The 24154-nt window shown below is 40.9% G+C and carries 11 protein-coding genes; 2 read left to right on the top strand and 9 right to left on the bottom strand.

Annotated elements, in window-relative coordinates:
* Positions 1-78: 78 nt before the first annotated feature.
* The 9 genes from JML65_RS07020 to glsA form a co-directional block, all read right to left on the bottom strand.
* Complete coding sequence (locus JML65_RS07020) at positions 79-612, bottom strand: hypothetical protein (protein WP_202270356.1); 534 nt, start codon at positions 610-612, stop codon at positions 79-81.
* Positions 609-1859: a condensation domain-containing protein gene (locus JML65_RS07015; RefSeq protein ID WP_202270355.1), complete on the bottom strand. Its 1251-nt coding sequence runs from the start codon at positions 1857-1859 to the stop codon at positions 609-611. The genes JML65_RS07020 and JML65_RS07015 overlap by 4 nt, the downstream gene beginning before the upstream one ends.
* The gene (locus JML65_RS07010; protein WP_202270354.1) at positions 1856-3139 is read right to left on the bottom strand and encodes a condensation domain-containing protein; all 1284 of its coding nucleotides are present in this window, start codon (positions 3137-3139) and stop codon (positions 1856-1858) included. The genes JML65_RS07015 and JML65_RS07010 overlap by 4 nt, the downstream gene beginning before the upstream one ends.
* A gap of 3 nt (positions 3140-3142) precedes the next feature.
* On the bottom strand, positions 3143-5545 hold the full coding sequence (locus tag JML65_RS07005; protein ID WP_202270353.1) for a glycosyltransferase: 2403 nt from the start codon (positions 5543-5545) through the stop codon (positions 3143-3145).
* On the bottom strand, positions 5538-6320 hold the full coding sequence (locus JML65_RS07000; protein ID WP_084087197.1) for an alpha/beta fold hydrolase: 783 nt from the start codon (positions 6318-6320) through the stop codon (positions 5538-5540). Before JML65_RS07000 ends, JML65_RS07005 begins: the two co-directional genes overlap by 8 nt.
* A complete protein-coding gene (locus JML65_RS06995; protein ID WP_047486771.1) occupies positions 6311-6610 on the bottom strand; it encodes an acyl carrier protein in 300 nt (99 codons plus the stop codon). The genes JML65_RS07000 and JML65_RS06995 overlap by 10 nt, the downstream gene beginning before the upstream one ends.
* A complete protein-coding gene (locus JML65_RS06990; RefSeq protein WP_202270352.1) occupies positions 6598-10836 on the bottom strand; it encodes a type I polyketide synthase in 4239 nt (1412 codons plus the stop codon). Before JML65_RS06990 ends, JML65_RS06995 begins: the two co-directional genes overlap by 13 nt.
* Before the next feature lie 19 nt (positions 10837-10855).
* Positions 10856-17920 (bottom strand): type I polyketide synthase, encoded by a 7065-nt coding sequence (locus tag JML65_RS06985; RefSeq protein WP_237390803.1) that lies wholly within the window; start codon positions 17918-17920, stop codon positions 10856-10858.
* Between the two features lie 983 nt (positions 17921-18903).
* Positions 18904-19917: a glutaminase A gene (glsA, locus tag JML65_RS06980; RefSeq protein WP_202270351.1), complete on the bottom strand. Its 1014-nt coding sequence runs from the start codon at positions 19915-19917 to the stop codon at positions 18904-18906.
* A 755-nt stretch (positions 19918-20672) separates the two neighbouring features.
* On the opposite strand from glsA, the gene JML65_RS06975 reads away from it, so the two are divergent.
* On the top strand, positions 20673-22760 hold the full coding sequence (locus tag JML65_RS06975; RefSeq protein WP_410668994.1) for a type VI secretion system Vgr family protein: 2088 nt from the start codon (positions 20673-20675) through the stop codon (positions 22758-22760).
* Position 22761: 1 nt separating this feature from the next.
* The gene (locus JML65_RS06970) at positions 22762-24153 is read left to right on the top strand and encodes a hypothetical protein (protein WP_202270350.1); all 1392 of its coding nucleotides are present in this window, start codon (positions 22762-22764) and stop codon (positions 24151-24153) included.
* Position 24154 lies beyond the last annotated feature (1 nt).

Here is a 24154-nt window from a genome sequence, read left to right as displayed (position 1 = left end):
GTAGAAACTTCTTTTCTAAAGTTCATTAAAAATGCTTAGAACCAAGATTATAATGATGACTTTTCTAAAAAGTATATTTCATATAGCTATATTCCTCCTACACATCCATCTCCTCAATCTCCACACCGGTAAATACACAAACACCACAGACAAAATCCCAGCCAGTGTTCCCACCACCACAGCCATAGCCGTAGCATCCAGCTTATAATCCTTAGAAAAATTATACTGTCCTAAGAAAAGCATAGCTAATACCAAAGAACAGGTAATCACCCCATGCAAAATACTCAGCTTGGTCATTAACTTTTTAATATTCAACTGTTCATCTACGGTAAACTCAATGGCGCCTTGTCCGGCGGCATCAGTTACTCTTTTGAGGATGTCTATGGTGAGGACAACGGGGAGAAATAAAGCCATGGGTAGGGTAAGGCGGGCCAGATTTTGTTCACCTGAGAAAAAATGGGTATAGCCTAATTCTTTGAAGCTGGCATAGGCGATGATGAAATTGAAAAATACATTGGGAAGGACATAATAAATCGTACGCTTTATGAGAAAGCGTTTGAGGGTGGTTTTTTTGAGCTTTTTAGGCGGCTTCGGCTTAAATTTCAATTTCATGAGGTGATCATTAGCGCGATGGCTTTCTCTTTTATTTTGGTGGCTTCCACTTTGGGAAGGAAGTCTTCGTTGGACAAAAATATAAAATCCATCTGATGATTGTACGTACTCGCTACCAAAGTGTTTGAGTTCAGCCATGGGAAGGCGACTGTAGGGCTGAAAATGGTTTCAATGCTGAAGTTCTTGTACTCGTTCGGGATGTTGATCCTGCCCATATTGGATAAGGTTACATCATGACCACCATTGCTTGATTTAAGCATGGAGATCATACGGTCAACAATCGGGTGCATCTGTTCACCCATCCACAGCAGTTCGCGGGCTTCCATTTTTCCTATTTTCTGAACAAGGTCTTCTTTAATTTGTTTGGCGTTGTTCAGCAGATCGGAACTTCCTTTTTTAATAGCAAGGTCAACGGTTGGAGCAAAGGCAAATAAATGATCCTCTTTGATCTCCGGAATAAAATGACGCACATCCACCGGGCTGATCACTTTTCCTTTGGCTTCTTTCCCTTTTACTTCCTGGAATGCCTGCATAAACGCAGAACAAAGCAAAGCATGTACGGAAACTCCATTGGCTTTACATCTTTCAGTAATTTGAGCCGTAGTTGTCGGATCCAGTTTTTGGTGAAGAACATAGTCTTTTCCAAGGTTTCTTTTTTTACTTTTTTGCTGTAGCATAAAGAAGAACCTGGCAAAGGTCAGATAAAGTTTGGCTTTGAATTTCTTGCTTTTTACATTAAAGTTGGAAGGGAGAAATTCATCTACTGAAGTGAAAGCCTCATAAGGTTCTAATTCCAAAGCAGGATTGTCCAAAAGCTGAAGAAGCTCCTTCATTAAAGTTACTCCGGTGGTTCCGTCTGAAATGCAATGGGGGATGGCCCAAAAGACTTCAGAAACATCCTGTCCTCTTACCCAGACGACACGGGCTAGTGGTGTTTTTTCTTCCTCAAATAAGATTTTCCATTCTTTTTGAGACTCTGTCAGCCAGTCCTGGTCTGTTTTTCTTTCTACGATGCGGAGCGGGATAGGAGCAATCTCTTTTTCTTCTATAAAAAATGGGTATTTCTCACTTTTAGAGTCTATCACCACTCTTAATAACGCATGTTTCTGCTGGATTTTTTCCAGAGCAGTTTTAAAATTCTGCTCCAGAAGTTCTCCTTTTATTTTGGCTGCAAATATACAGTTTACGGGGGTTTCGGGATCCACATACATGATCCTTTCCACCATCATTAGTTTTCTTCTGATCATGATACGGCGATATATTCCAGTTGTACTTTGATGATCTGCATCACTTCATCACGGATGGCCAATGCTTCGGTATAAGGGAGATATCCTTCACTTCCTACAAAGGAAAAGTCCATTTTTCCACGGTAGGTAGAAACCACCATCGTCGTCGTATTCCCTAATGGTCCGATTACTGATGGACTGAAAATAGTATCTACCGAAAACTCTTTATACTCATGAGGGATCTGAATGCGTCCCAGATTGGAAAACATACAGTCGTTGGAGGATTTTCCGTTCTTTAGAAGCTTGGTGAAATTATTCAAAGCATCATGTCCGGATTCCATTACCATCATGGTAATATAAGGATTGAGCTTGGACGTTTTACGCTCTACAGAGGACTGCATGGAACGTAGGTTTTCCAGAAAACTCATCTTTTCATTGGAGGAAACCACAATCATCAGCCCAAAAGCGAAGATATGGTCATTTTTGATCTGGGTGGCAAAACGTCTGATGTCTACGGGGCAGGAAATCTTGTTAAAGGCTGCTGATCCTTTTACTTTTCTGAATGCCTGAAGCAATGCCGCACTTAAGAATGTATTGACGGTAACTTCATTGGATTTGCAATAGGAAATCAGTTGCTGGCTTACCGCTTCATCCACTTTCCAGTTAATCAGATAATCGTCCTGCCGGTCAATAGCTTTTTTACCTACAGGGATAAACCTGATGGCCGTTGCTGCCAGTCTGCCGATAAATTTAGCCTTCAGCTGCTGCTTACGGCTGTTTAAAATATGGGCGGGAACGACATCCTGAATTCCCAATATAGGGTTTTCTGTCCCAATATCAGTGGACGGATTATCGAGTGTTTTTAAAAATTCATCTAAAAAAGCCATTGCAGAGCCACCATCACATAAACAGTGATGGAATGCAAAAAGCATATCTGAAACTTCTTCCCCTTTGATCCATACAAACCGGATCAGGGGAAGTTTTTCGTAATTAAACAGGGTATGCCATTCTTTCGTGGATTCTTCCTGCCATTGGTTTTCATGCTGGCGGGGTATGATTCGCACCGGAATGGATATAGAGGTTTCCTGTACATCAAACCATGGAATATTTTTTTCATCATGGGTGATGAGTGCCCTCAGCCATGGATGTTTTTTTTGAATCTGAGCCAGGGCCCGTTGGATGTCTGCAAGCTTAAAGGTTCCTCTCAGCCTGAAAGGGATCACCGCATTGAACGGTTCTGTTCCGTCTCCCAGTAACATTCGCTCACCAAATAATAATCTTCTTTTAATAGGTTGGTTCATAGGCTATACGGACGCTAATGTGGAATGTTCCTGTACAAAGTTTTCCAGCAATTCTACCGCTTTATCATTACCTCCGGCAAGATTAAACGTATTTTGAACTTCCTGAGCGGCAGCTCTGTATTTAGGGTTTTCCAGTAATTCAAAAACAGTTTCACGAAGAGCTTCTACACGCAGTCTCTTGTATCGGATGCTGATTCCGCAGCCTGCCTGCTCAATTAATTTCGCAATATGGAAATGATCATAAGCGATAGGCGTGATCAACATCGGTAATCCGTTACGGAAAGTATCGTTTACTGTGTTGAAACCTCCGTGACAAATGACCATATCCATTCTCTGCATCACTGCAGATTGAGGCACGAAGCTGTTCACGATAAAGTTCTCCGGCCATTCTTCAAAGATTTCCGGTGGAGTAGCCGCAATTACGGTTACTGGCTGATCTTTAAATGCAGCAATAATCTTTTCAAAGAAAGCTTTTCTGATGTCTACCAACAACGTTCCCAGGGATACAAAGATCTTTGGAGTGGTAGAAGTATTTAATTTATCCCAGTCAAAAGGAGCGTCGTTCGGACGGCCTTTTACAGGGCCTACAAATTTCATGTGAGAGGGTACAGTATCAAAACCGGCAAAGGCTTGTGAGGTAAATACCATATTCAGTTTATGTGAATGGATGTAAATACCTTCCTCATGAATACCTACTTCTTTTTGCAGATCTTTGATGAGGTTTTGCTGCCATTCCCAGATTTTAGGGGCACTTTTTTTAGTGTCTCCCATCACATCCGGTGGAACAGGTGTTGTGGTGACACAGGGGATATTATGTTTATGAGCGAAAAGAGCTCCTCCAAAACTAATACAGTCGTTCACGATGACATCAGGTTTCCAGCTTTCTGTAAGGCGGGTTAATCCCGGCATCATCATCTTGGCAAACGGGACATAGGTTTCTTCCAGTGCCAGTTTCATCACTTCAGGTCCGGAACATGCCGGTCCGTCGTCCTGTCTTTTTAAAATACGGGCGATTTCATCCTGATACGGAATAAGGTCTTCTTCAGGATAATAATAAGAACCTCCTTCCGGAATATGTTTGCTGTCTAAAGGGGTAATCCCAAACCATTTTACTTCATGACCACGCGCAATCAGACTCGCTCCTACACTTAAAGTAGGGCTGACATGTCCGAAAAATGGGGGGACAACAAATAAGAATTTAGAAGGTTTCTCAGGTTTTGAAGCCCTTAATATAGCTTTTTCCAATAAATCTGCTGCAGTCGCTGAACCTCCCGCTTCCACAAAAGATTGTCCCACTTTTTGGGCGGCTTCCCGGTAGCCTGGATTATGTAAAATCTGATGGACGGCATCTCTCAGGTGGTTGGCTTTGAATCGGTTGAAGTTAAGACGTTCCCCTGCTTCCGTACGCACAACGCGTCCTGCCACATGTGACTGGTCGTAAGCAATAGGAATGACTACCAAAGGAATACCATTGGATAGCGTTTCGGAAACGGTATTGTGACCGCCATGGCAAACCACACCATCCAGATGAGGTAAGAGATCCAATTGAGGAACCTGCTGATACACCATAAAGTTTTCAGGCCACTGCTCGAAAAGTTGCGGATCGGAAACCACTACAACCGTTAAATCTTCATCTTTAAAAGCATCAATAACCTTTTGGAAGAATGCTTTTTTATGATCGTGATCGAAAGTAGTTCCGATGCTTACTAAAATCTTTTTGTTGGTAGCGCTTTTTAATCTGTCCCAATCGAATTCACAAGAGATACGGCGCTCTGTAAGAACCGGACCTGTAAATTGATATTGAGAAGGCAGATCTTCCATGTCACCAAAGAAATAAGTGGAGGTCAAAACAAGGGTCAACAGGTCAGAAGTAGCCAGAGAACGCTCTTCATTAACGCCAAGTTCTTTCTGTAGATCGATGATCTGATTCACTTCCCATTCGTGTACCTTGGGCAGCTCATTCATGATTTTAATGGCAGCCGGAGCAGTAACAGAAGTGGCATAAGGAATTCCCAGTGCCTTTGCGGCAATAGGTGCCGCAAAAAGCTGATGGTCTCCGATAATCAAATCAGGTTGGTATGTTTTAAGTAGGGCAACGATACCTTTATAACAATGTCTGTTCAGAGGAATAAGGACATCTTCGTAAAGGAACTTGATGCTGTCTATTCCGTAGACTACTTTTTTTGAAATAATATCAAGATATTGTTCGCTCTCTTTCTTTTCTTCGTCAGACTGATCGTATTGGATCAGTAATAATTCTCCTCCTGGAGGAAGCTTAGCCTCCAAACTAGGGTCAAGGCTGATCCAGGCTACCTCATGTCCTCTTTCCAGCAGCGTAGCCCCGATGCTTAGGGTTGGATTGACGTGTCCTGTCAATGGTGGAACTATAAATGCAAATTTAGCCATGGTTTTGTGTTAAAATTTTAGATAAAAAATGAACGATAGTTTCTGCGATGAGATGAGGTTCCTGTATCGGGATATTATGATCACCGGGAATCAATTCAAGCTCTGAAGTGCTGATCTGTGTCTGCAACCATTCTCCTGTAGGCCTGCAGTTGGACTCCGCACCATACACTAATAAGGTGGGAACTGCCAGTTCGGTAAGAGGCGCCTCACCAAGAAAATGTTTTTCCTTGATCATATCTGCCTTAATGCTGGTCTGGTTAAACAGAAACTCATACATACGATGGTTTTTTTCCATCTGTCTTTTCCCCATCTGCACTTTGGTGGTATCCGTAAAATTGGCTACATAATGCTCAAGAAACTCTTTGCTGTACTCATCAATAATATTACGTGCCTTTTCGTCCTGAGGATCCGGTGCTTCCATAACAGCCAGCTGGTTGATGCGATTCGGATATTCTAATGCTGTTTTCAAAGCGATAAGACCACCGAAACTGTAGCCTACTAAATGTACTTTTTCCAACTGAAGATGATCTATTAAACTAATCAGATCGGATGACATGGTATCGAGATCATATCCGTTGAGAAAACGCTCACTCATGCCGTGGCTTTTCAAATCGTACATCACTACATGGAAGTGCTTTGCCAGGATAGGGGCAATATTAAAATAATAAATGGACAGGTTGCTGAACATCCCGTGGATCAGTACCACGGTTTGTTCGGCATCTTTGTTGAGTTCCTGTATATGAACTTGCCTGTTATTGACAGTGATTATTGGCATTCGTAGATATAATTGATGATCATACTAAGGTCAAGATTGATCAGCTGGTCTAAGTCCATAGAAGACAGCCAACCGGTAAAATCAATCTGATCGCCAAAATGCGCTTTGATTTTTTCAGAAAAAGAGACAATTTCTATGCTGTCCATTTCCAAATCCTTGGTGAATGAACTTTCAGGAGTGATGTCCATTTCTTCTACAAATTCTGCGCCTATCACTTCAGTAATAAAACCTTTTAAAAGAGTAAATAGTTCTTCGTGGTTCAATTTTAATGTTGGGTTTACAGTGTCCATCCGATAATATAATTTTGATGTTTAATAGTTTTGATTTCAATAGTGTTGATCCACAAGTGATCATCTTTTATAAGTTCGACTTCGAAGGCCTTAGGATTTCCTTTCAGTCCTGTACCCAGGAACTTTCCGTATGCTTCCTTGGCTACCCAGAAACGGGTCGTCCATTCTGCCTGATCTCTGTCTTTTAATAATGCTAATTCCTTTTCGGTAAATACCATGTCGTAGAATCCGGAGCTGCGCTCTTCAATGAGCTCCATATCAATTCCTACAGATTTTCCATAACGTGCTATTCCTACCGCATCTTTTCCTTTATGAGCCAGTGAAATATGAATGTTTTCTGTAAAATCACTGATGAGGTAAGGTTTCCCCACTTCATCAGAACGGATTTCAAAGGTAATCGGGAAGCAGGCATGATCTTTTTCCTTGCGAAGAAGATTTCTTACGGCATCTTTTACTGCTACGCGGCTTACCATCCAGTTTTTCTTTTTGTTAGGCAATAGCTGTTGCTGAAATTGTTTTTCCGTTTGGTTGAAATATCTTTTGAGGATAAAATCCCACGAAGCCACTCTGGTATACGCCTGGTGGAAAAAGAATACTTCAGGGGCAATTTCCTCCGAAAGACGGTTATGCAGTGGTGACATGGAAACATTCCATAACGCAGCATCGATTTCCAATCTTCTGTTTTGCCAGCCGGTGATGGCACACCAAACTTTTCCGTCTCTTGTAAGGACGATATTGGCTGTTGCAAATTCATCATTAAGCTCGGTAAGCATACAGGTACATTCGAAAATACCTTCCTGGTCATGCATATCGCCAAAGAATTCAATATCTCTGATCTTCACCGGGAATGCAATACGGTCTTTCACTAATGTAAGCTGCAGCCAAAGCCCGAATAGCTGTCCTGCATTGTCCAGTAAAGAGCCTTTACCACCATTTCCTTTGATCTTTCCTACGATACCTTTAGTTCCTACTGATGAAATTTCAGTAATTCCCTGATATTTTTCTCCGTGGAACATATGCATATCATAAATTTCTTCAGGAGTTCTTTCGATAGGTAAAAGATCACCTACGGAAAGGTTGAAGTCAGGGGTAGGTACCGGAGATGATTTTAAAATCACTTCTGCATTCGCAAAATTCTCGATATCCAGGTAAGCGTGGTGAGATGAGCGCCATTCTCCCTGTACTGTTTTTTCAAAAGGCTTGGCTACATTCATCCACTGGAAAACACTTACATTCATAATTTTATGAACCAGTGTTCCCGGAATTTCTGCTTCAGCAATTTCTGCCAGCTGCTCAAAAATCATGGTCATCGGGATGACCGGTTCCATATCAGCGACATGAGCCCATCCTTTAGGCTGTCTCAATAAACTGTGATCGATAAGATAAGGATGACTTTCCAGGGTAACATACAGATCTTTTGAGAAATGGGTACTTCTCGGTGCTTTAGCAGCTACAGGAGCTGGACGCTGGATAGTAATTTCCGGGCGGTTCTGGAAAAGGGTTAGCACTTCTTCCTGCATACGGATCATATCTGCAACATTGTCCTGGAAGGCCTGTACAAGTGGATGACCGCTTTTTGTAGCAATAGGTGAAGCAGTATATTGTTTGGAAGCTTCAAAAGAAGGAACCAGGCTTTTAATTTCTTTGAAATTACGGATAATAGGTGACCCCAATTCCAGTTTGATTCCTTTTCCTGATGGTTTTTTTGTATGATTCTGAATCTCCAGAAAGTCAAGGGCAATCGTCTTTCCTTCCACAAATAATGAAGCTACTACACGCTGCAGCTGAGCCAGTGCAGATCGGGTAGGAACACTGGAAGCGATGGTACTGAATGCTTTTCCTTTTAAGGTATCATCAATGAAACCGATCAGTCCTCCGGTACCCACCTGGATAAAGAATCTTGCTCCTTCCTCGTAGAGTCTGTCTGTCAGTTCGCGGAAACGAACCGGCTGAACAAGATGCTCAGCGCTCAGCTTTCTGATGGCTGCCTGATCTGCCGGATAAGGTTCCAGCGTCGTTGCAGACCATAACGGGATCTTGGTCTGTTGGAACTCTGCTTTTTCCATTCCGGCAAGGATCACATCCAGTTTATCAGCGATAAAAGGAGAGTGGAATCCAGACTGGAACGGCAGGATCTGGTGGAAGATCTGTTTTGATTTTAATACCGGAACCAACTCATCCAGTGCTGCATTGCTGCCGCAAAGGATCACCTGATTAGGGCAGTTGTCATTGGATACGTATAGATTCTGGATTTGCTCAATAAGAGGTGAAACGGTATCAATACCGGCTCCGATAGCAATGAATTTAGAATCTTTTAATTCAAAAGTTTCAGGATTCAATACATCGATTAGAGCTTTTACAGAATTGGCTTCTGCTAATTCTGAGGAATAACCTGCCAGCCATTCTCCCAAGCTGTGTCCTGCATTCATATCCGGGATGATTCCCAGCTTTTTCAATGAATGATCAAGGATACTGCAGTTGTTGAAGATGTTTAAGGCATCGGTTAAAAGACCTTCCCCTTCGGTTTCTATAGGAGCTGATAAACCGAAATAACGGCTTACAGTATCTACTTCACCTTTGGCCAGACCATCTAAGCCCGGGAATACAAAGGCCACTTTTCCGCCATCTTTTAATAATGGGGCCGAGGTATACCAAATATCCTGTTTATTTCTCCAGGTGATGTTCTTGGAGACTATTTTAAGTGCTTTTTCTATTCTTGCAGGGGTTGGATCGAATATCGCCACCCTGAAATTTCCTTCGCCTACTGTGCTGTCATTATTTTGTAATGCAGCAAGTAATTCTTCGTGGGTAGGTCTTGCCAATAGCAGTACATTGTCTTTCTTCGGCATATCATAGCCTTCAAGAACAACATGTGCATTGATTCCTCCGAATCCGAAAGCATTCACTGCGGCTACTTTTGGCAGCCCTGTTTTTGACCAGTTTTTTGCTTCCTGAACAGGTTCGAATCTTGTGTTCTGCATATCTGCAGTCGGATTCTCACAATATAATGTAGGAGGCAGAGTATCATGATGTAATGCAAGGCAGGTTTTAATCAGTCCTGCGATTCCTGCAGCCGGCATGGCATGTCCGATATTGGACTTTACAGATCCTATACCTGCCATAGGAGCAGTCTCTTCTTTTCCAAAGAACTGCGCTAAGGTCTGAAGCTCTGTTTTGTCTCCAAGTGGAGTTCCTGTACCATGGGCTTCAAGGTAACCAATCTGCTTTTCATCCAGTTCTGCGTGGTTCCATGCCTGTTCCAGTGCTTTCAGCTGACCTTTCACAGAAGGACTCATCACACTGGTTCCGTTACCGTCACTGCTTACGCCTACTCCTTTAATGACCGCATAGATTTTATCCTGATCACGTACCGCATCTTCCAGTCTTTTTAAGACAACGAAACCACAGCCTTCACCGATCAGTAAACCGTCAGCATCACTACTGAACGGTTTGATCTGCTGTTGATGCGACATGGCTCCCAGCTGGGCAAAAATACTCCAGAAAGCAGCATTTTGTCCGGTGTGTACTCCTCCTGCGATCATCATATCCGAACGTCCCCGCTGAAGTTCCTGTACGGCATGATCCACCGCAATTAAAGCGCTGGCACAGGCAGCATCCACCGTAAAGGCAGCCCCGCCCAAATTGAAGCGGTTGGCCACCAGTGAAGCGACAAGGTTGGGGATTAATCCCATGGCGGTATCCGCCGCAAAACGTCCTTTGCGTTCCTGGAAAGCATGTTTTACTTTTTCAATATCCGCAGAAGATACCTGAGGCAATAGCTCCTGCAGTAACGAAGAGATTTGTTCTCCGGTTCTTACAATTTCGATGGCACGGGTAGCTCCAGGACCGGTATAGTTTCCTTTACCGATGATAATTCCCGTTTTTTCAAGGGAAGTCTTTTTTTGAAAGACCCCGGCATCCTGCAATGCTTTCTGAACCAAATCAAGGGTTAACAAATGATCAGGTTCTGTTCCTTCCACAGCCAATGGCAAAATACCAAATGCCGTAGGATCGAATTCATAGTCAGGAATAAATCCCCCACGCTGACAATAAAAGCGGTCAACAGGGCTTGTGGCATCATTAAAGTGAACCGGATCTATCCTATCAGCCGGAGCCAATTGGGTAGAGTCTACTTTATTGACAATATTCTGCCAAAAAGTGTTGGCGTCCTGTGCCCCCGGAAAGACACAAGACAGACCAATTACAGCAACATCCGTTTTTTTCATACTTAGTTTATACAGAGGGTTACCAATTATTTCCCGACATGATCAGCACCTGGCTTTCAGTTCCGTATTTTATTTCATTAAGGAAGATCTCCTTACCTTCATCCAATGGGATTAAAGAAATACCGCGACGTTCATATTCTGTTTCCAGTGTTGATGAAACCATTCCGGCACCTTTCCATGGTCCCCAGTTGATGGAAATTACTTTTCCTTTTAATCTTTTATTCAAAGCATTGGCGTAATCATCCAATACACTGTTGGCAGCAGCATAATCTGTCTGACCTTTGTTTCCGTATACGGAAGCGATACTGGAGAATAAAACAACAAACTGGCAGTCTGTACGAAGTTGTTCAGCTAATACACGAAGTGGTTTTACTTTGGTATCGAATACACGTCCGAAAGAGCTGGTTGTTTTTTGCTTGAATAATTTATCTTCTAAAAGACCTGCTCCATGAATCACTCCATCCAAACGGTCATATTTTTCATAAATACCGTTAATCAGGTTGCTTAATCCGTCTTCATCACAAAGATCTAAGGACTGGTAAACTATGGTATTTCCAAGCAGTTCCATATCGCGGATGGTACGAAGGATCTGATTGTTTTTGAATATTCTTACGGTCTCTTTTTCTACTTGTGCAGGAGAAGTGAATGCTGCAGATTTAATAAGATGGGCTCTTATTTCCTCTTTTGTTTTCATTGCTTCAAATTCTTTCAGATCTGAAGCTTCCTCTCTTGGGTCAGCGGATCTTCCCACCAGAATATAGGTACAAGGATAGGCCTGTGACATGTGTTTGGCAAGTTCGGCTGTGATTCCCTGTGCCCCTCCGAGAACTAAAACAACAGACTTTTGATCCAGTTGAATATGCGCTTCTTCCAGGCTGGTGGACAATGGGGATGGGATGATATCTACTTTGTGTCGTTGTTCATCTTTGTAAATAACTTCCGCAGGTTTATCATTGGTCAGGATTTCCTTTAAAGTGATCTCTGCAATCTGATTGACTGCCTGAGGAGTGCTCAGACTGATCAGTCTGCAGGTCGTATGATCAAATTCACGGGCTAAACTTTTGAACAGACCCGGATATCCCTGATGATGACGTAATATACGGGCATCATTGATTTCCTGAAGGTGTGCCGGAATATCTGAGATAAGATACACCCACTTAGCTTTATCGAAATCCAGTTTTTTGATAAGATCTACATGATCAATAATGCTGTGCTTCACTTCAGCAGAGAACATATCCAGCATGATCAGTCCGTCAAAGCCGGAAAGGTCTTTTTCTGTATCTACTAATTCTGCAATCGCACCATGTTTTTCTAATGCTTCTTTGATTGCTGAGGTCTGTTGGCTGTTGTCCTGAGTAATTGCAAAACGTTTTCCCTGCAATACTTCTGTATTCTGCAATAAAGAAGCATCCGTTGGGGTGATATCAAAACGAAGACGGGATAATATATTTTGTGCCGGCTCAGAAGCGACGGCCTCCTTAGCTTCAGCTTTGGTCTCATGGGTATCACCACTCATATCGCTGATCCAGCTTGCCAACCCGCGAAGTGTTTTAATCGCGGCTAATTTTTCCATAAGATCATCAGCCTGCTCAAGATTTTGACCAAATCCGATTTTGGTTTTAAGGTCTCCGATAATTTCCATACGCTTAATGGAGTCAATACTAAGGTCTGCTTCCAGATCTAAGTCTAATCCCAGCATTTCTTTTGGATATCCGGTTTTCTCACTGACAATCGTCAGAATGGCATTTTGAAGATCTTCAAGAGATAATGCAGACTGAGCCTGAGGTTTTGAAGCCGGAGCTTCCGTTGCTGCTCCGTTTTTTTCGGAAACAGATGCTGCTCCCGCTCCTGAGTATTCGGTAAGCCATGAAACCAAACCACTCAGGGTTTTTATTCCTGCTAATTGCTCCATTACGGTATCTTCGTTGGTATTGCCATTAGACAGGGTACCCAGTTCATTACGAAGTGTTCCTATGATTTCAACTCTTTTGATTGAATCAATACTTAAATCCGCTTCCAGGTCCATTTCCATTCCCAGCATTTCCTGTGGATATCCTGTTTTATCGCTTACTACCTGTAGTAATAAAGATTTGATATCTCTTACAGGAGCCTGTTTTACCTGCGCCACGGCTGCCGGAACCTCCTGACGAACAGGCTGGACAGGGATTGCTGCCATCTGTTGACCGGCAGGAGCCTGAATCGGTGAAGTATAAACAGGGGCCGGGTGTACCTGAGGATTCTGTCCCATAAAGGAAAGCATCACATCCCGTTGCGCCTGTATCATTAGTTTCATGCTATTTAAATATTCCTGCAGCATACGTTCAGCTGTTGATAAGCTTTCAGTGGCAGGAGCTTGCTGATTATTCGTAAAATTATTCATGGCAATAGGAGTTAAAATTGGTAGTGCACCATTGGAAGGCAGTGTGCCTGTAGTTGGATGTGCAGCTTGTCCATTAACCCTCCAAATGGCAGGGTTTTTCTTATAAAGTTCAGGCTGATCAATGTCGATAAGTTTAACGTTACGACCATCGAAAAGCTTAGTGATATTAAAGTTACGTCCTGTACCCAAGTATTGGGCAAGCATGCAAAGCAGGTGGGTGAATTTATTGCGGCTGCTGTCTTCAACATATAAGGTCAACTGATCTTTTTCAAGACATGATTTTGCCAATCCAGTAAGTACTTTTCCTGGGCCTACCTCGATGAAGATCCTTGCTCCATCATTATACATCGCTTGCATCTGCTCGACAAATCTTACAGGCTGTACCAAATGTTCAGTCAATCTTTCTTTAATGTCTGACGGATTCGGTGGATATACTTCTGCTGTCGTATTGGACCATACAGGGATCTGCATTTCCTGGAAAGGAACGTCTTTTAATACGTCAGCATATAAACCTTTAGATTTTGCCAATAATGGACTGTGGAATGCACATGCCACTTCTAATTTTTTAGCAGAAATACCTTCCTGTTTTAGGACTTCCAGTAATGTATTGATCGCTGGCGTACTTCCTGCGATAACACACTGGGTAGGTGCATTGAAGTTAACCGGATAACATCCTTCCACTTTAGCGATGATTGGCTGTAAGCGTTCGTGAGTGCTGCTTGCTGCTAACATGGAACCGGGATCTCCACCTTCTACTGAGTCCAGAATAGACTGAGCTCTCCGGATACTTAAGTCAACCAATTGATCTTCTGCAAATACACCTGAGAAACATAAAGCCGGTAATTCACCATAGCTGTGACCAGCCAGCATATCAGGAATGATTCCCAAGGATTCTAAGAATTTGGCCAATGCAAGATCAACAATTCCTAAAAGCGGCTGTGCTAAACGGGTGTCTTTAATGGTTTCTTTCTGTTGTTTTAAATCCGCTTCGTTAAATGTTGTAGAAGGGAAAACCACTTTTTCAAGCTCCGGATAGCTGTCGATAATCTTACGCATTGCCGGGAAGACTACGAATAAGTCACGAGCCATATTGATTCTCTGGCTTCCTTGTCCGGGGAATGTAAAGGCTACCTTACCTTCTTTTTTATTAACGGTGAAAGTATCTTTAGTTTCAATTCCTAATAAGACCAATTCAAGCTTCATCATTAGATCTTCAGCTGTATCTGCAACGATACTGAACTGAATAGGTTTTTCTGAACCGATGCTTAAGCTGTAAGCAATATCTTTTAATGGAATTCCATCATTGATTTCCAATAAGGTTTTGATCTGGCTAGATTGTCCTTTAGCTTCTTCATACGTATTCCCGCGGAATACAAATAGTTCTGAAGGCCACGACTGCATTGCGATAGAGTCATCTTGTTTTGGATGATTAGCAATTACCGTGTGGAAGTTCGTTCCTCCAAATCCAAAAGCACTGATTCCTGCATATCGGTTTTTCTCAGTCCATAATCCTGTTTCAGCATGGAAAGAGAACGGGCTGGTTTGTGCATTATAATAGGCATTGGGTTGCTTAAGATGAAGGGTAGGAGGTTTCACCCCATGGTAAACAGCAAGGGAAGCTTTGATTAAACCAGCTAATCCTGCAGCACACTTGGTGTGGCCAATTTGTGTCTTCACAGAACCTAAATGAGTCTGTCCCGGTAATGCACCCGAACGGCTGAATAAGTTTGTTAAGGCACTTAATTCTGTTTTGTCACCCACAACAGTTCCTGTACCGTGAGCTTCTACCAATCCTACAGATGCGGCACTGATTCCAGCCTGAGTGTAAGCACGTTCTAATGCTCTTACCTGACCTACTTTTCTAGGAGCAGTTAAGCCAAGGGCTTTACCATCACTGGATCCACCAACACCTTTGATTACAGAGTAAATACGGTCTCCGTCATTGATGGCATCTTCATATCTTTTCAAAACAAGGATTGCAATTCCTTCTCCAAGGGCAATTCCGTCTGCTTCACCGTCAAATGTTGCACATCTTCCTTTTCTGGAAAGGGCGTGGGTACTTGAGAACATCAGGTAATCGTTGATTCCATTGTGTAAATCTGCACCTCCGGCAAGAACCATATCGGATTTTCCTAATACAAGTTCCTGGCAAGCCAAATCTAAAGCTGCCAAAGAAGAAGCACAGGCGGCATCTACGGTGAAGTTTCTTCCACCCAGATCCAAACGGTTGGTAATCCTACCTGCGATTACATTGGCCAAAATACCCGGGAAAGAGTCCTCTGTGGTATGAGGGAAGGCTTCTTTTACTTCTTCATGAAGTTCCCCGAAAACCTGTTTGTAAAATCCTCTGAAACTGTAGCTGTTGGCAAGGTCATTACCTCCTTCAGCTCCAATAATTACAGAAATATTTTCTCTGTTAATATGTTTTTCTCCATATCCGGCATCTTCCATTGCTCGTTTGGCTACCAACAGGGTGAGTAACTGGGTAGGCTCAATAGCGGCAAGAGATTGTGGCGGAATTCCGAATGAAAGGGGATCAAAGTCGATTTTCGGAATAAAACCACCCCATTTGGAATGAGATACATCCGGTCCGTCAGAATCCGGCTGGTAATAAAGTTCTTTATTCCATCTTTCATCCGGTACTTCTGTGACACTGTCTTTTCCTAAAATGATATTTCTCCAGTATTCTTCCAGGTTTTTGGCACCCGGGAAAATACATTCCATACCAACGATAGCAATGTCCAGTGGTTTTTCGCTGGATATTGGCGCTTCCGGTAATGCTGCAGATTGAATGTGTTCGTAATTGTCAATGACATTTTGATGAAGGGCAGCAAGTGAAATAACACGGTTATGCATGGTGGCAATCTGTCCGATCATATACATCCCCAAATCCAGCTGTTCGCTTTTAGGAATCGTAACCAACTGGTCTCCCTGACGCTCTATGCCTTTGGCGGCAATTCTGAGGCGACCTACATTTAGTTTTTCAAGCTGTTCCCAGACTTGCTTTTTATCCATTCCTGCTGCCAGAAGTTTGGTTTTTTCTGTATTAAAATGGTGTGCAAATGCCGTATTTAGACAACGGGTTTCGTGTCCGGGAGCGGTTTCCAACAGGACAGTGTCTTTTGCCTGCATAGCCTGCAACTGGAATTCTTCCTGGATAGCTCCGGTAAGTACTGCTTCCTGAGTATAGAGATAAGCCGTTCCCATCAATACACCAATTTTTACACCTCTTGCAGCAAGTGGTGCGGCCATGATGGAAACGAATGCTGTTGAAAATGAATTGTGGATTCCTCCTGCAAAAAACACACTGATGTTTTCAGGATGTTCTTCTTTTAAGATACGTTCAATTTGTTTTTCCCAAAGGACCATGCTTGAAAGCGGTCCCACGTGGCCTCCACATTCACGTCCTTCAAATATAAAATTCTTTGCTCCTTCTTTCAGGAAAATATCCAGTAGGGCAGGAGAAGGAACGTGTAGGAAACTTTTTATTCCTGCTTTTTCAAATACTTTAGCTTGGGCGGGTCTTCCACCGGCAATAAGAACTACAGGAGGTTGGGCCTCCAATATATAAGCGGTTTGCTCTTCTCTTAATTCTGGTGGGGCAAATCCTAAAATCCCTACACCCCATGTTTTTTCACCCGCCAGTTTTTTGGTTTCCATTACCAAAGCCTTTGCCGACTCACCTTTCAGTAATGATAAAGCCACAAAAGGTAAGGCTCCGGCTTCCGCTACAGCATTGGCAAATAAAGGAACATCACTCACACGGGTCATAGGTCCCTGAGCGATAGGATAACGTAAGCCAAGTTCCTGAGCCAGTGGATTGTCCTTATCGATAACCTGAAGAGCTTTTGCCTGTTTCAAATGGCCGTACATGGCTTCTTTGAACCCGAAAACCATTTTTTTAAGTGTTTTAAAATCCTCATAGAGATCTGTTGCCAGCGAAATATCCTGTCCCATGGGGATGTAGCTCTTGCTGAGGTCAAAATCTATAAAATATTTTCTAAGATCTTCGGCGGTAATATTTTCCGGTAATACCGGGGAGTTGGGCCTCACCAATACACGGTGGTTGGCTATAATTCTTGTTTCTGTTCCGTTCAGTTTTGAACAGACCTCTTTGATATCCTGAGGTACCGAGCTTTCAGGGAAAAGGGCAAGCTGGCTATCCAGTATAACACCTGTGGCTCCCAGTGCTTTTACAGCTGCTGCGGTGTGGAGGCCAATTCCTCCCTGTACCCATACCGGGATGTCCGTGATTTCTTTAATAACACGCTGAAATAATACAAAAGTAGATTCATAACCTACCTGGCCAGCAGCTTCATTTCCTTTGACGATAATTCCTTTTGCTCCTGATTGCTGAGCTTGTAGTGCTTCTTCCAAACTGCTTACCTGATACACGACAGGCAGTTCTGAAGAGAAATTGATGGTGGTTCCGAATGGAAGAATGGCAAAGCTCACTTTTTCCGGAATTCTGAGAGAAGTAAAAGTAGTATTAGAAATGTAAATACCATAAGAAGGTATGTGGGTCTGCTCAAGCTGGTTCAATGCTTCCTGGGCGGTGATTAATTCATGCCCTAAACTTAGGACAGGAAATGCGCCTGCGTTATGCAATTTAGGCATAAGGCTAACATCCGGTTTTTCAAAAGGAGTTAGTCCAATAATGGTTAAGTTTTTCATTGCTTTGATGATATTAGCATGAAATTCCATAACAAATTTGCTATAAACCTATTGGTATACAAGTAGTTGTTTGTTATAGTGGAATTTAAAGTAGTTAGTTTTTGTAATATTTTTAATTATAATAGTGATCTAATGATAATTTACTAATATTGAGTGAGTTAGTCATCCGGAGACTGCCAACCAAAGATTGGGTCGATGTAAGATTGTTGGTGTCCAGCTTTGCGAGGGGCTTCCGCCCAAAAATAGTCAAGTTTTTCATAGCATTTATGGTATTGAAATATGGATATAGATTTTCATAACAAAACACTAAAACATATTGGCATAATGAGTGTTTGTTTATTATGAGGGAATAAAAGTAATAAATTTATATTATATCTCTAACCATAAATACAATTTGATAATAATTTTTTAACAAAAAAATATTAATTGTTCAAATGCTATTAAAGTATACAATTTATTTTTTTATTCTCGAAAACAGGCTGGTACAATCTGAGAATACACAATTATAATCATTTATAATTGTAATAATGTCAGGCAAAGATAGCAATAAAAAATAAAATATTTCAATAATAAGAGATTTGTTTTTTTTATATTACGAAAAGATAATATAAATAATAAGCCCGTAAAATCCACGAAAATTTGATGTTTCAAAAGAGAGAATGAAACAGTATATTTTGGTCGAAAATGAATTTTATGGCTCTATCTTCTTATTTCAGAATGCTTTGGGTAATTGGTTAAATAATTATATTATGATATGATAGAAATTAAAAGATAATGCAATTTTGTGATATAATAATGAAACTAGTCTTGGGATAGGAATAGTATATATAAAAAAAGCGGCCAAATGCCGCTTGATTTATAAAAAATATTGAATGATTATAGTCTTGTAAGGTGATCTGAATTATTGCTTTTTCTGTTACCTATTTACTTGTTATTCAGGATGTAAGTGTTACGCTAAGGTTATTTAAATTTTAACGTATGAGGAACTGATTGAGTAAAAAATTAAAATAACCTTAAAATATACTTAAACCATATTGTTTCACCAGATCCAGGATCATATGATATCCTGCCAATGAATTTCCATGTTGGTCCAGTGCAGGGCTGAAAACACCAATTCCCATTTTTCCGGGAACACTTACCGTGATTCCGCCACCAACACCTGATTTACTCGGCAAACCTACCATACGGGAATACTCTCCACTGAATTCATACATGCCGGCAGTGAGCATTTGGGATTCTATTAATTTTGAAATTTCAGCATTTTTATGAGTGGAGTCACCATCAAAGCGGACACATTGGTTGGCAAAGAAATAACCGATCTTAGCCAGGTCTTCTGCAGTAAGCTCAATGGAACACTGTTTAAAATAATTATCAAGCTGATCTTCATTCCCTGAAATCAGGCCGCTGTTTTTCATGATATAGAACATTCCGCGATTACGGTGTCCTGTAGATTTTTCGGATTCATACACAGATTTACTGTAATCAATGTTTTGATTTTTAGTAATATACCTTACCATATCCAAAATTTTAAGAAAAGGCTTCTCACCGTCACCTGAAATTAAAGAAGTAGTAAGAATTGCTCCTGCATTCATCATGGGATTAAGAGGTTTCCCTGTTGTTTCCAGATTGGAAAAATGGTTGAAAGGTCTGTCGGATCCGAAATATCCCATCTTATCAAAAACATTGGCTTCCCCTTTTTCATTGACAGCAACCATTAATGCTATGATTTTAGAAATGCTCTGCATGGTGAATTTCTTTTGGGTGTCTCCTGCATTAAATATCTTCCCATTTTTCTCTACCACAGAAAAAGCAATTGCTTTGGCATCCATTTTTCCTAATTCAGGAATATAATCAGCAACTTTCCCCTGTGTATAATAGGGTCTGTTTTTTTCAAGGATACTGCTTAGTGTTTTTTCCGAAATGGTTGAGATATCTGCTGTTTTTTGAGCGTAAACTGCTGTATGTAAAGAAAGAAGTGTTGCTGTAAAAATTCCTTTTGCAGAAAATAAAAAGCTATTTTTTTTCATAGAGAATAAATGTTTAGATAAGTCTTGAAAAACAAAGATAAAGTATTTCATCTTCGTTGGCAATTCTTCTGAAAGTATAGTCTTTCCGTTAAGCAGGGAAAAAATACGCCTTAGTTTTGTTTCCGGAATTCAATATTTATAATAAGCCCTGGTGACCCATAAGACTTATAGAGGGCATCCTGGAATGGAATATCTTTGGTGAACCCGGCTATCTATTTTCTGCCTGCAAATTCAACGGTGGTTTTTTGAAAAGTTTTCTGCAATATAAACAATAGAAACAGGGTTACATTATAATCTGATTTTTTAGTCTTTTTTCGGGACAATAATCTGTTGCCAGCTCGTAGATGCGGATTAGTGATCATATTGCAATTATTGTTAATATATGATTATTAGTTAAATAGATATAATTGTTTATATTATTCATAAATAATGAAAAAATAATGAATGTCGTAGTTTTACGACAATTTTTAAAATACTGCCTATTTCATTTTGAAGTGAATCTTTAAGGTGATAAATTGCAGTACCAAAATCAATAAAAAAACTTATGAAAAAATTCAAAACCACTGTGAAAAACTGTGGCTGTTAATCGCAGGAAAAAGAGTTTGAGTTCTCATTAAACTCTGAAAAAGACATCTCAAAGCGGTCTGAAGATAAGCTGCTAAAAGACCAATGCAACTTGTTGACTGTCATTTGAGGCGATTGGTCTTTTCTTGATATGGAAGAAATTCCCATGTAACCTATTACAATTCATTATCATGTTTAAACCAGAAGAAAACTTTCCCAAAAAGGGAATAGATTCACCCCATAAAGATATTCTAAGTAAAGTAAAAGAATCCGTAGATATTTCTGATCCCCAGAAAATGGTTTCTGAGGTAAAAAATTTCACCCATTCGGGGAATCAGCTCCTAAACAAAACTATTTTACCCAATACTCCGTCAATTGTTGAAGAAAAACTTTGGGTAAAACAACCTACATCCAAAATATTCAATGCCCAGAACATTCCTGAAAATGCCATTGCAGGGATCAACAGGGTGGTGAAACTGGAAATATTTATTGAAGGTAAAGAAATCAAATTTTTTAAACATTTCAAACTTAACCAAAGTGCAGTAAAACATCATCAGTTTGATTTGACCTTAGCCCATGATACATTGGGAAGTACGGAAAACCATAATTTGGAACAGGCTCAAAGCTTCCTTGGAAAAAGGATTACCATTGTTTTCAAGTATAAAGATGTTGATAATGGTCCGGAAAGAAATTTTGTAGGAGTGATCACCGAAGTAGGTTTTGAGCAGGATAAAGGAAGTCTGGGAAATATTATTCTTACAGGATATAGCCCTACTATTTTATTAGATTCCGCGCCCCATACCCAAAGCTTTGGAGGAAAGCAGGAAATAAGTCTCAATAATGTTGCCGATCAGGTGATAAAAGAAGGCCTGGGAACAAGTAGATTTGATATCAGGGTAGATGCTCAATACGGAAATGTCTCTTATAGCTCTCAATATAATGAAACGCATTACAATTACCTGGCAAGGATTGCTGAAGCTTATGGAGAGCAGTTTTTTTATGATGGTGAAGTTCTGCATTTTGGAAAATTACCACCCCAGGAAAAACCGATAAAACTTACTTACGGAAGCAACGTTGCAGATGTGAAAATTAAGATGAAAGCCCAGCATGTGAATCCTTCTTTCTATGGATACAACAGCAGTAAAAATGAAAAACTGACTGCTGGAAATTCAAAAATTAACCATACTTCGGATATTGCTAAACGTGCTTATGAAATTTCTGAAAAAACGTTTATCACTCCCTCGCTGAGTATAGCTCCTATAAAAGCTTCAAAGATCATGGATATAGATGCTTCCCAAAAAGGGGCGGCAGGAAGTAATTCTGTAGATGTATTTACCACTTCAGGATCTACTTCTGTTCCGTTTTTATATCCGGGCTGTACTGCAGATATTGAAATGCGAAAACCGGATACTAATGAAACCTCTTATTTTACAAAACTGATGATGACGGAGGTAAGACATGAAGTGGATGCAAGAGGACATTATACAGGTTTTTTTGATGCCATTGCAGCTGACACCGGATTTATGCCAAGACCGGAATTTCATTATCCTAAAGCAGAGCCGCAGTTTGCAAAAGTAATTTCCAATACAGATCCTTTAAACCAGGGGCGTGTTCAGGTACAGTTTGACTGGCAGAACGGTCCTGATACTACTGAATTTGTTCGTGTCATGACTCCTGATGGGGGAAGCAGCGATAAAGTAAGTAAAAACAGAGGGTTTATGGCTATCCCTGAGGTAGATGACCAAATCATGGTCAATTTTGTTCACCAGCATCCTGACCGTCCATTCGTCATGGGAGGAATGTTTCATGGGGGAGCCGGAGGAGGAGGCGGCCAGGGGAATAATGTGAAGAGCCTTAGCAGTAAAAGCGGTCATATTATAAGCCTTGATGATGGAGGAGGAATCACCATCAAAGATAAGACAGGCGGAAATACAATTACAGTAGATGGTAAGGATACCATTTCCGGAGTGGCCAGTAAAAAAATCTCATTGAATAATGGAAAATCATCTATTGTTATTGAAGATGAAACTATTACCATTCACGCTAAAAATATTAAGATCACAGGGGATACCATTATTTCTATGGGAAGTGGTAAAGCTGGTGTAGAGCTGAGCTCGGAAGCCAATGTGGCTGCTGTAAGCGGTGTTACTGTAACGGCTTCCGGCAGTAAAGAAGTTCAGGTGACCGGAAAAGAAACAAGTATCAGTGGCAGTAAGGTCTCTATGAATGGAGAAGGGGAAACAATAATTACAGGAGGTTTAGTTAAACTGAATTCATAATATGGAAACATCCTCAATAGCACAGGAATATTATAAACTTAAAGAGTTATGGTCTGTTGCTGAAAAAAAGGAATCCTGGAAGCTGGCTGTTTGGGTAGCACAGTATCCGGATGTTGAGATGATTGATAAATTCATGCAGATCGAGCAGTCTCCTGTTGGAGAATCTAATGACATCTTTTTCCGTTTTGAAGCCGAATATCATGGTGATCAACAATTATTTGAAGAGCAGTTATGGAATGAATTCGTAACTTGGTTTACTCCTCATCCTAAAAAAGATAAAGATCTGCACCGGGCACTTTGGGAGAATAATATCATTAAAGAAGCTTTTGTTCCTGATGACAGCCTGCTGCCCAGTGCAGCCAGTCTGTTTAGTGAGCTGGAACGCTTTAAAAGAAGCATTACAGATCAGGGGGAGCATTTTTACTTCTGTCTGTATTTCCCTCTGGTAGCCCATGCGAAACAAAATATAGTCCACTGGTTTCAAGAGGTTATTGAAACGGTTCCCGATTCCTTACGTCTGGTAACGATGGATCTGGCAGAGGAAAGACGTATAAAGCTGCAAGGGAAAAAAGATAATGAAGCTCTTTATCATTATATATATCCAAAGCTTAAAATGGCAGAGGCGATTAAAAATGAGATGTATAAAGCAAGTGATAATTATAATATGGTAGATGCTGATGCCAGATTCCGGAAGCAGGTGATTGTAGTGATGGATTCTACGACTCAGAAAATAAAAAACAGGACTGAAGTAGAAGTGAAACGTCTTATAACGATTACCGAGGAAATAGGCTCTGTATCTTCAAAAATAGCAGGTTTGCTGGTGGCGTCACAAGCCTTCTTTGCTGTACAGAATACTAAAAAAAGTGAAGAATATACCGATAAAGCACTGGAAGAATCATCAAAAGCAATGGTAGATGATGATGATACAGGTTATCCGGTTTGGAAATCCTGTATGCTTCTAAAAGCAGCTTTATTATATGGTAACAAAAACAGGGATGCTGCCTTGTTGGTCTATCAGGAATTATCAGAAAAAGCATCCAAACGCCAGGATGTCTACTATATTATGGAGACTAACAGGCTTATAGCACATATTTATTATGAAAAAAATAACCTTCAGAAGGCCTTTGAAAGCATTCTTTTTTCTTTGGCTGCCGGAGCGTATTTAGATATCAGGGTCAGAAGGCAGTCTACTTTTCTGCATGCCGCTTTTATGGGGCTTTATTTAGGAAAGCAGATCAAGACAAAAGAAGAAGTCAATGAAATAGAACTACAGTTGGCAGACTGGTTAGGTGATGATTGGGAAAGTTTATTAGCGCAGGCAGGTGTTGATTCTGCTTCGTTAAAAATGGAACAGTCAGTTTGGAAAGATCAATTATCAAAACTTAAAAACTAGC

Origin of the sequence: Chryseobacterium sp. KMC2 (genome assembly GCF_016756935.1) — a bacterium.
GTDB lineage: Bacteria > Bacteroidota > Bacteroidia > Flavobacteriales > Weeksellaceae > Chryseobacterium > Chryseobacterium rhizosphaerae.
The sequence above is the reverse complement of the archived record's forward strand: the minus strand, read 5'-3'. Positions and strand labels throughout refer to the sequence as shown.

Excerpts from the sequence above, each read along its gene's own strand:
- JML65_RS07020 (WP_202270356.1), bottom strand. The coding sequence starts at position 612 with ATGAAATTGAAATTTAAGCCGAAGCCGCCTAAAAAGCTCAAAAAAACC.
- JML65_RS07015 (WP_202270355.1), bottom strand. The coding sequence starts at position 1,859 with ATGATCAGAAGAAAACTAATGATGGTGGAAAGGATCATGTATGTGGAT.
- JML65_RS07010 (WP_202270354.1), bottom strand. The coding sequence starts at position 3,139 with ATGAACCAACCTATTAAAAGAAGATTATTATTTGGTGAGCGAATGTTA.
- JML65_RS07005 (WP_202270353.1), bottom strand. The coding sequence starts at position 5,545 with ATGGCTAAATTTGCATTTATAGTTCCACCATTGACAGGACACGTCAAT.
- JML65_RS07000 (WP_084087197.1), bottom strand. The coding sequence starts at position 6,320 with ATGCCAATAATCACTGTCAATAACAGGCAAGTTCATATACAGGAACTC.
- JML65_RS06995 (WP_047486771.1), bottom strand. The coding sequence starts at position 6,610 with ATGGACACTGTAAACCCAACATTAAAATTGAACCACGAAGAACTATTT.
- JML65_RS06990 (WP_202270352.1), bottom strand. The coding sequence starts at position 10,836 with ATGAAAAAAACGGATGTTGCTGTAATTGGTCTGTCTTGTGTCTTTCCG.
- JML65_RS06985 (WP_237390803.1), bottom strand. The coding sequence starts at position 17,920 with ATGGAATTTCATGCTAATATCATCAAAGCAATGAAAAACTTAACCATT.
- glsA (WP_202270351.1), bottom strand. The coding sequence starts at position 19,917 with ATGAAAAAAAATAGCTTTTTATTTTCTGCAAAAGGAATTTTTACAGCA.
- JML65_RS06975 (WP_410668994.1), top strand. The coding sequence starts at position 20,673 with ATGTTTAAACCAGAAGAAAACTTTCCCAAAAAGGGAATAGATTCACCC.
- JML65_RS06970 (WP_202270350.1), top strand. The coding sequence starts at position 22,762 with ATGGAAACATCCTCAATAGCACAGGAATATTATAAACTTAAAGAGTTA.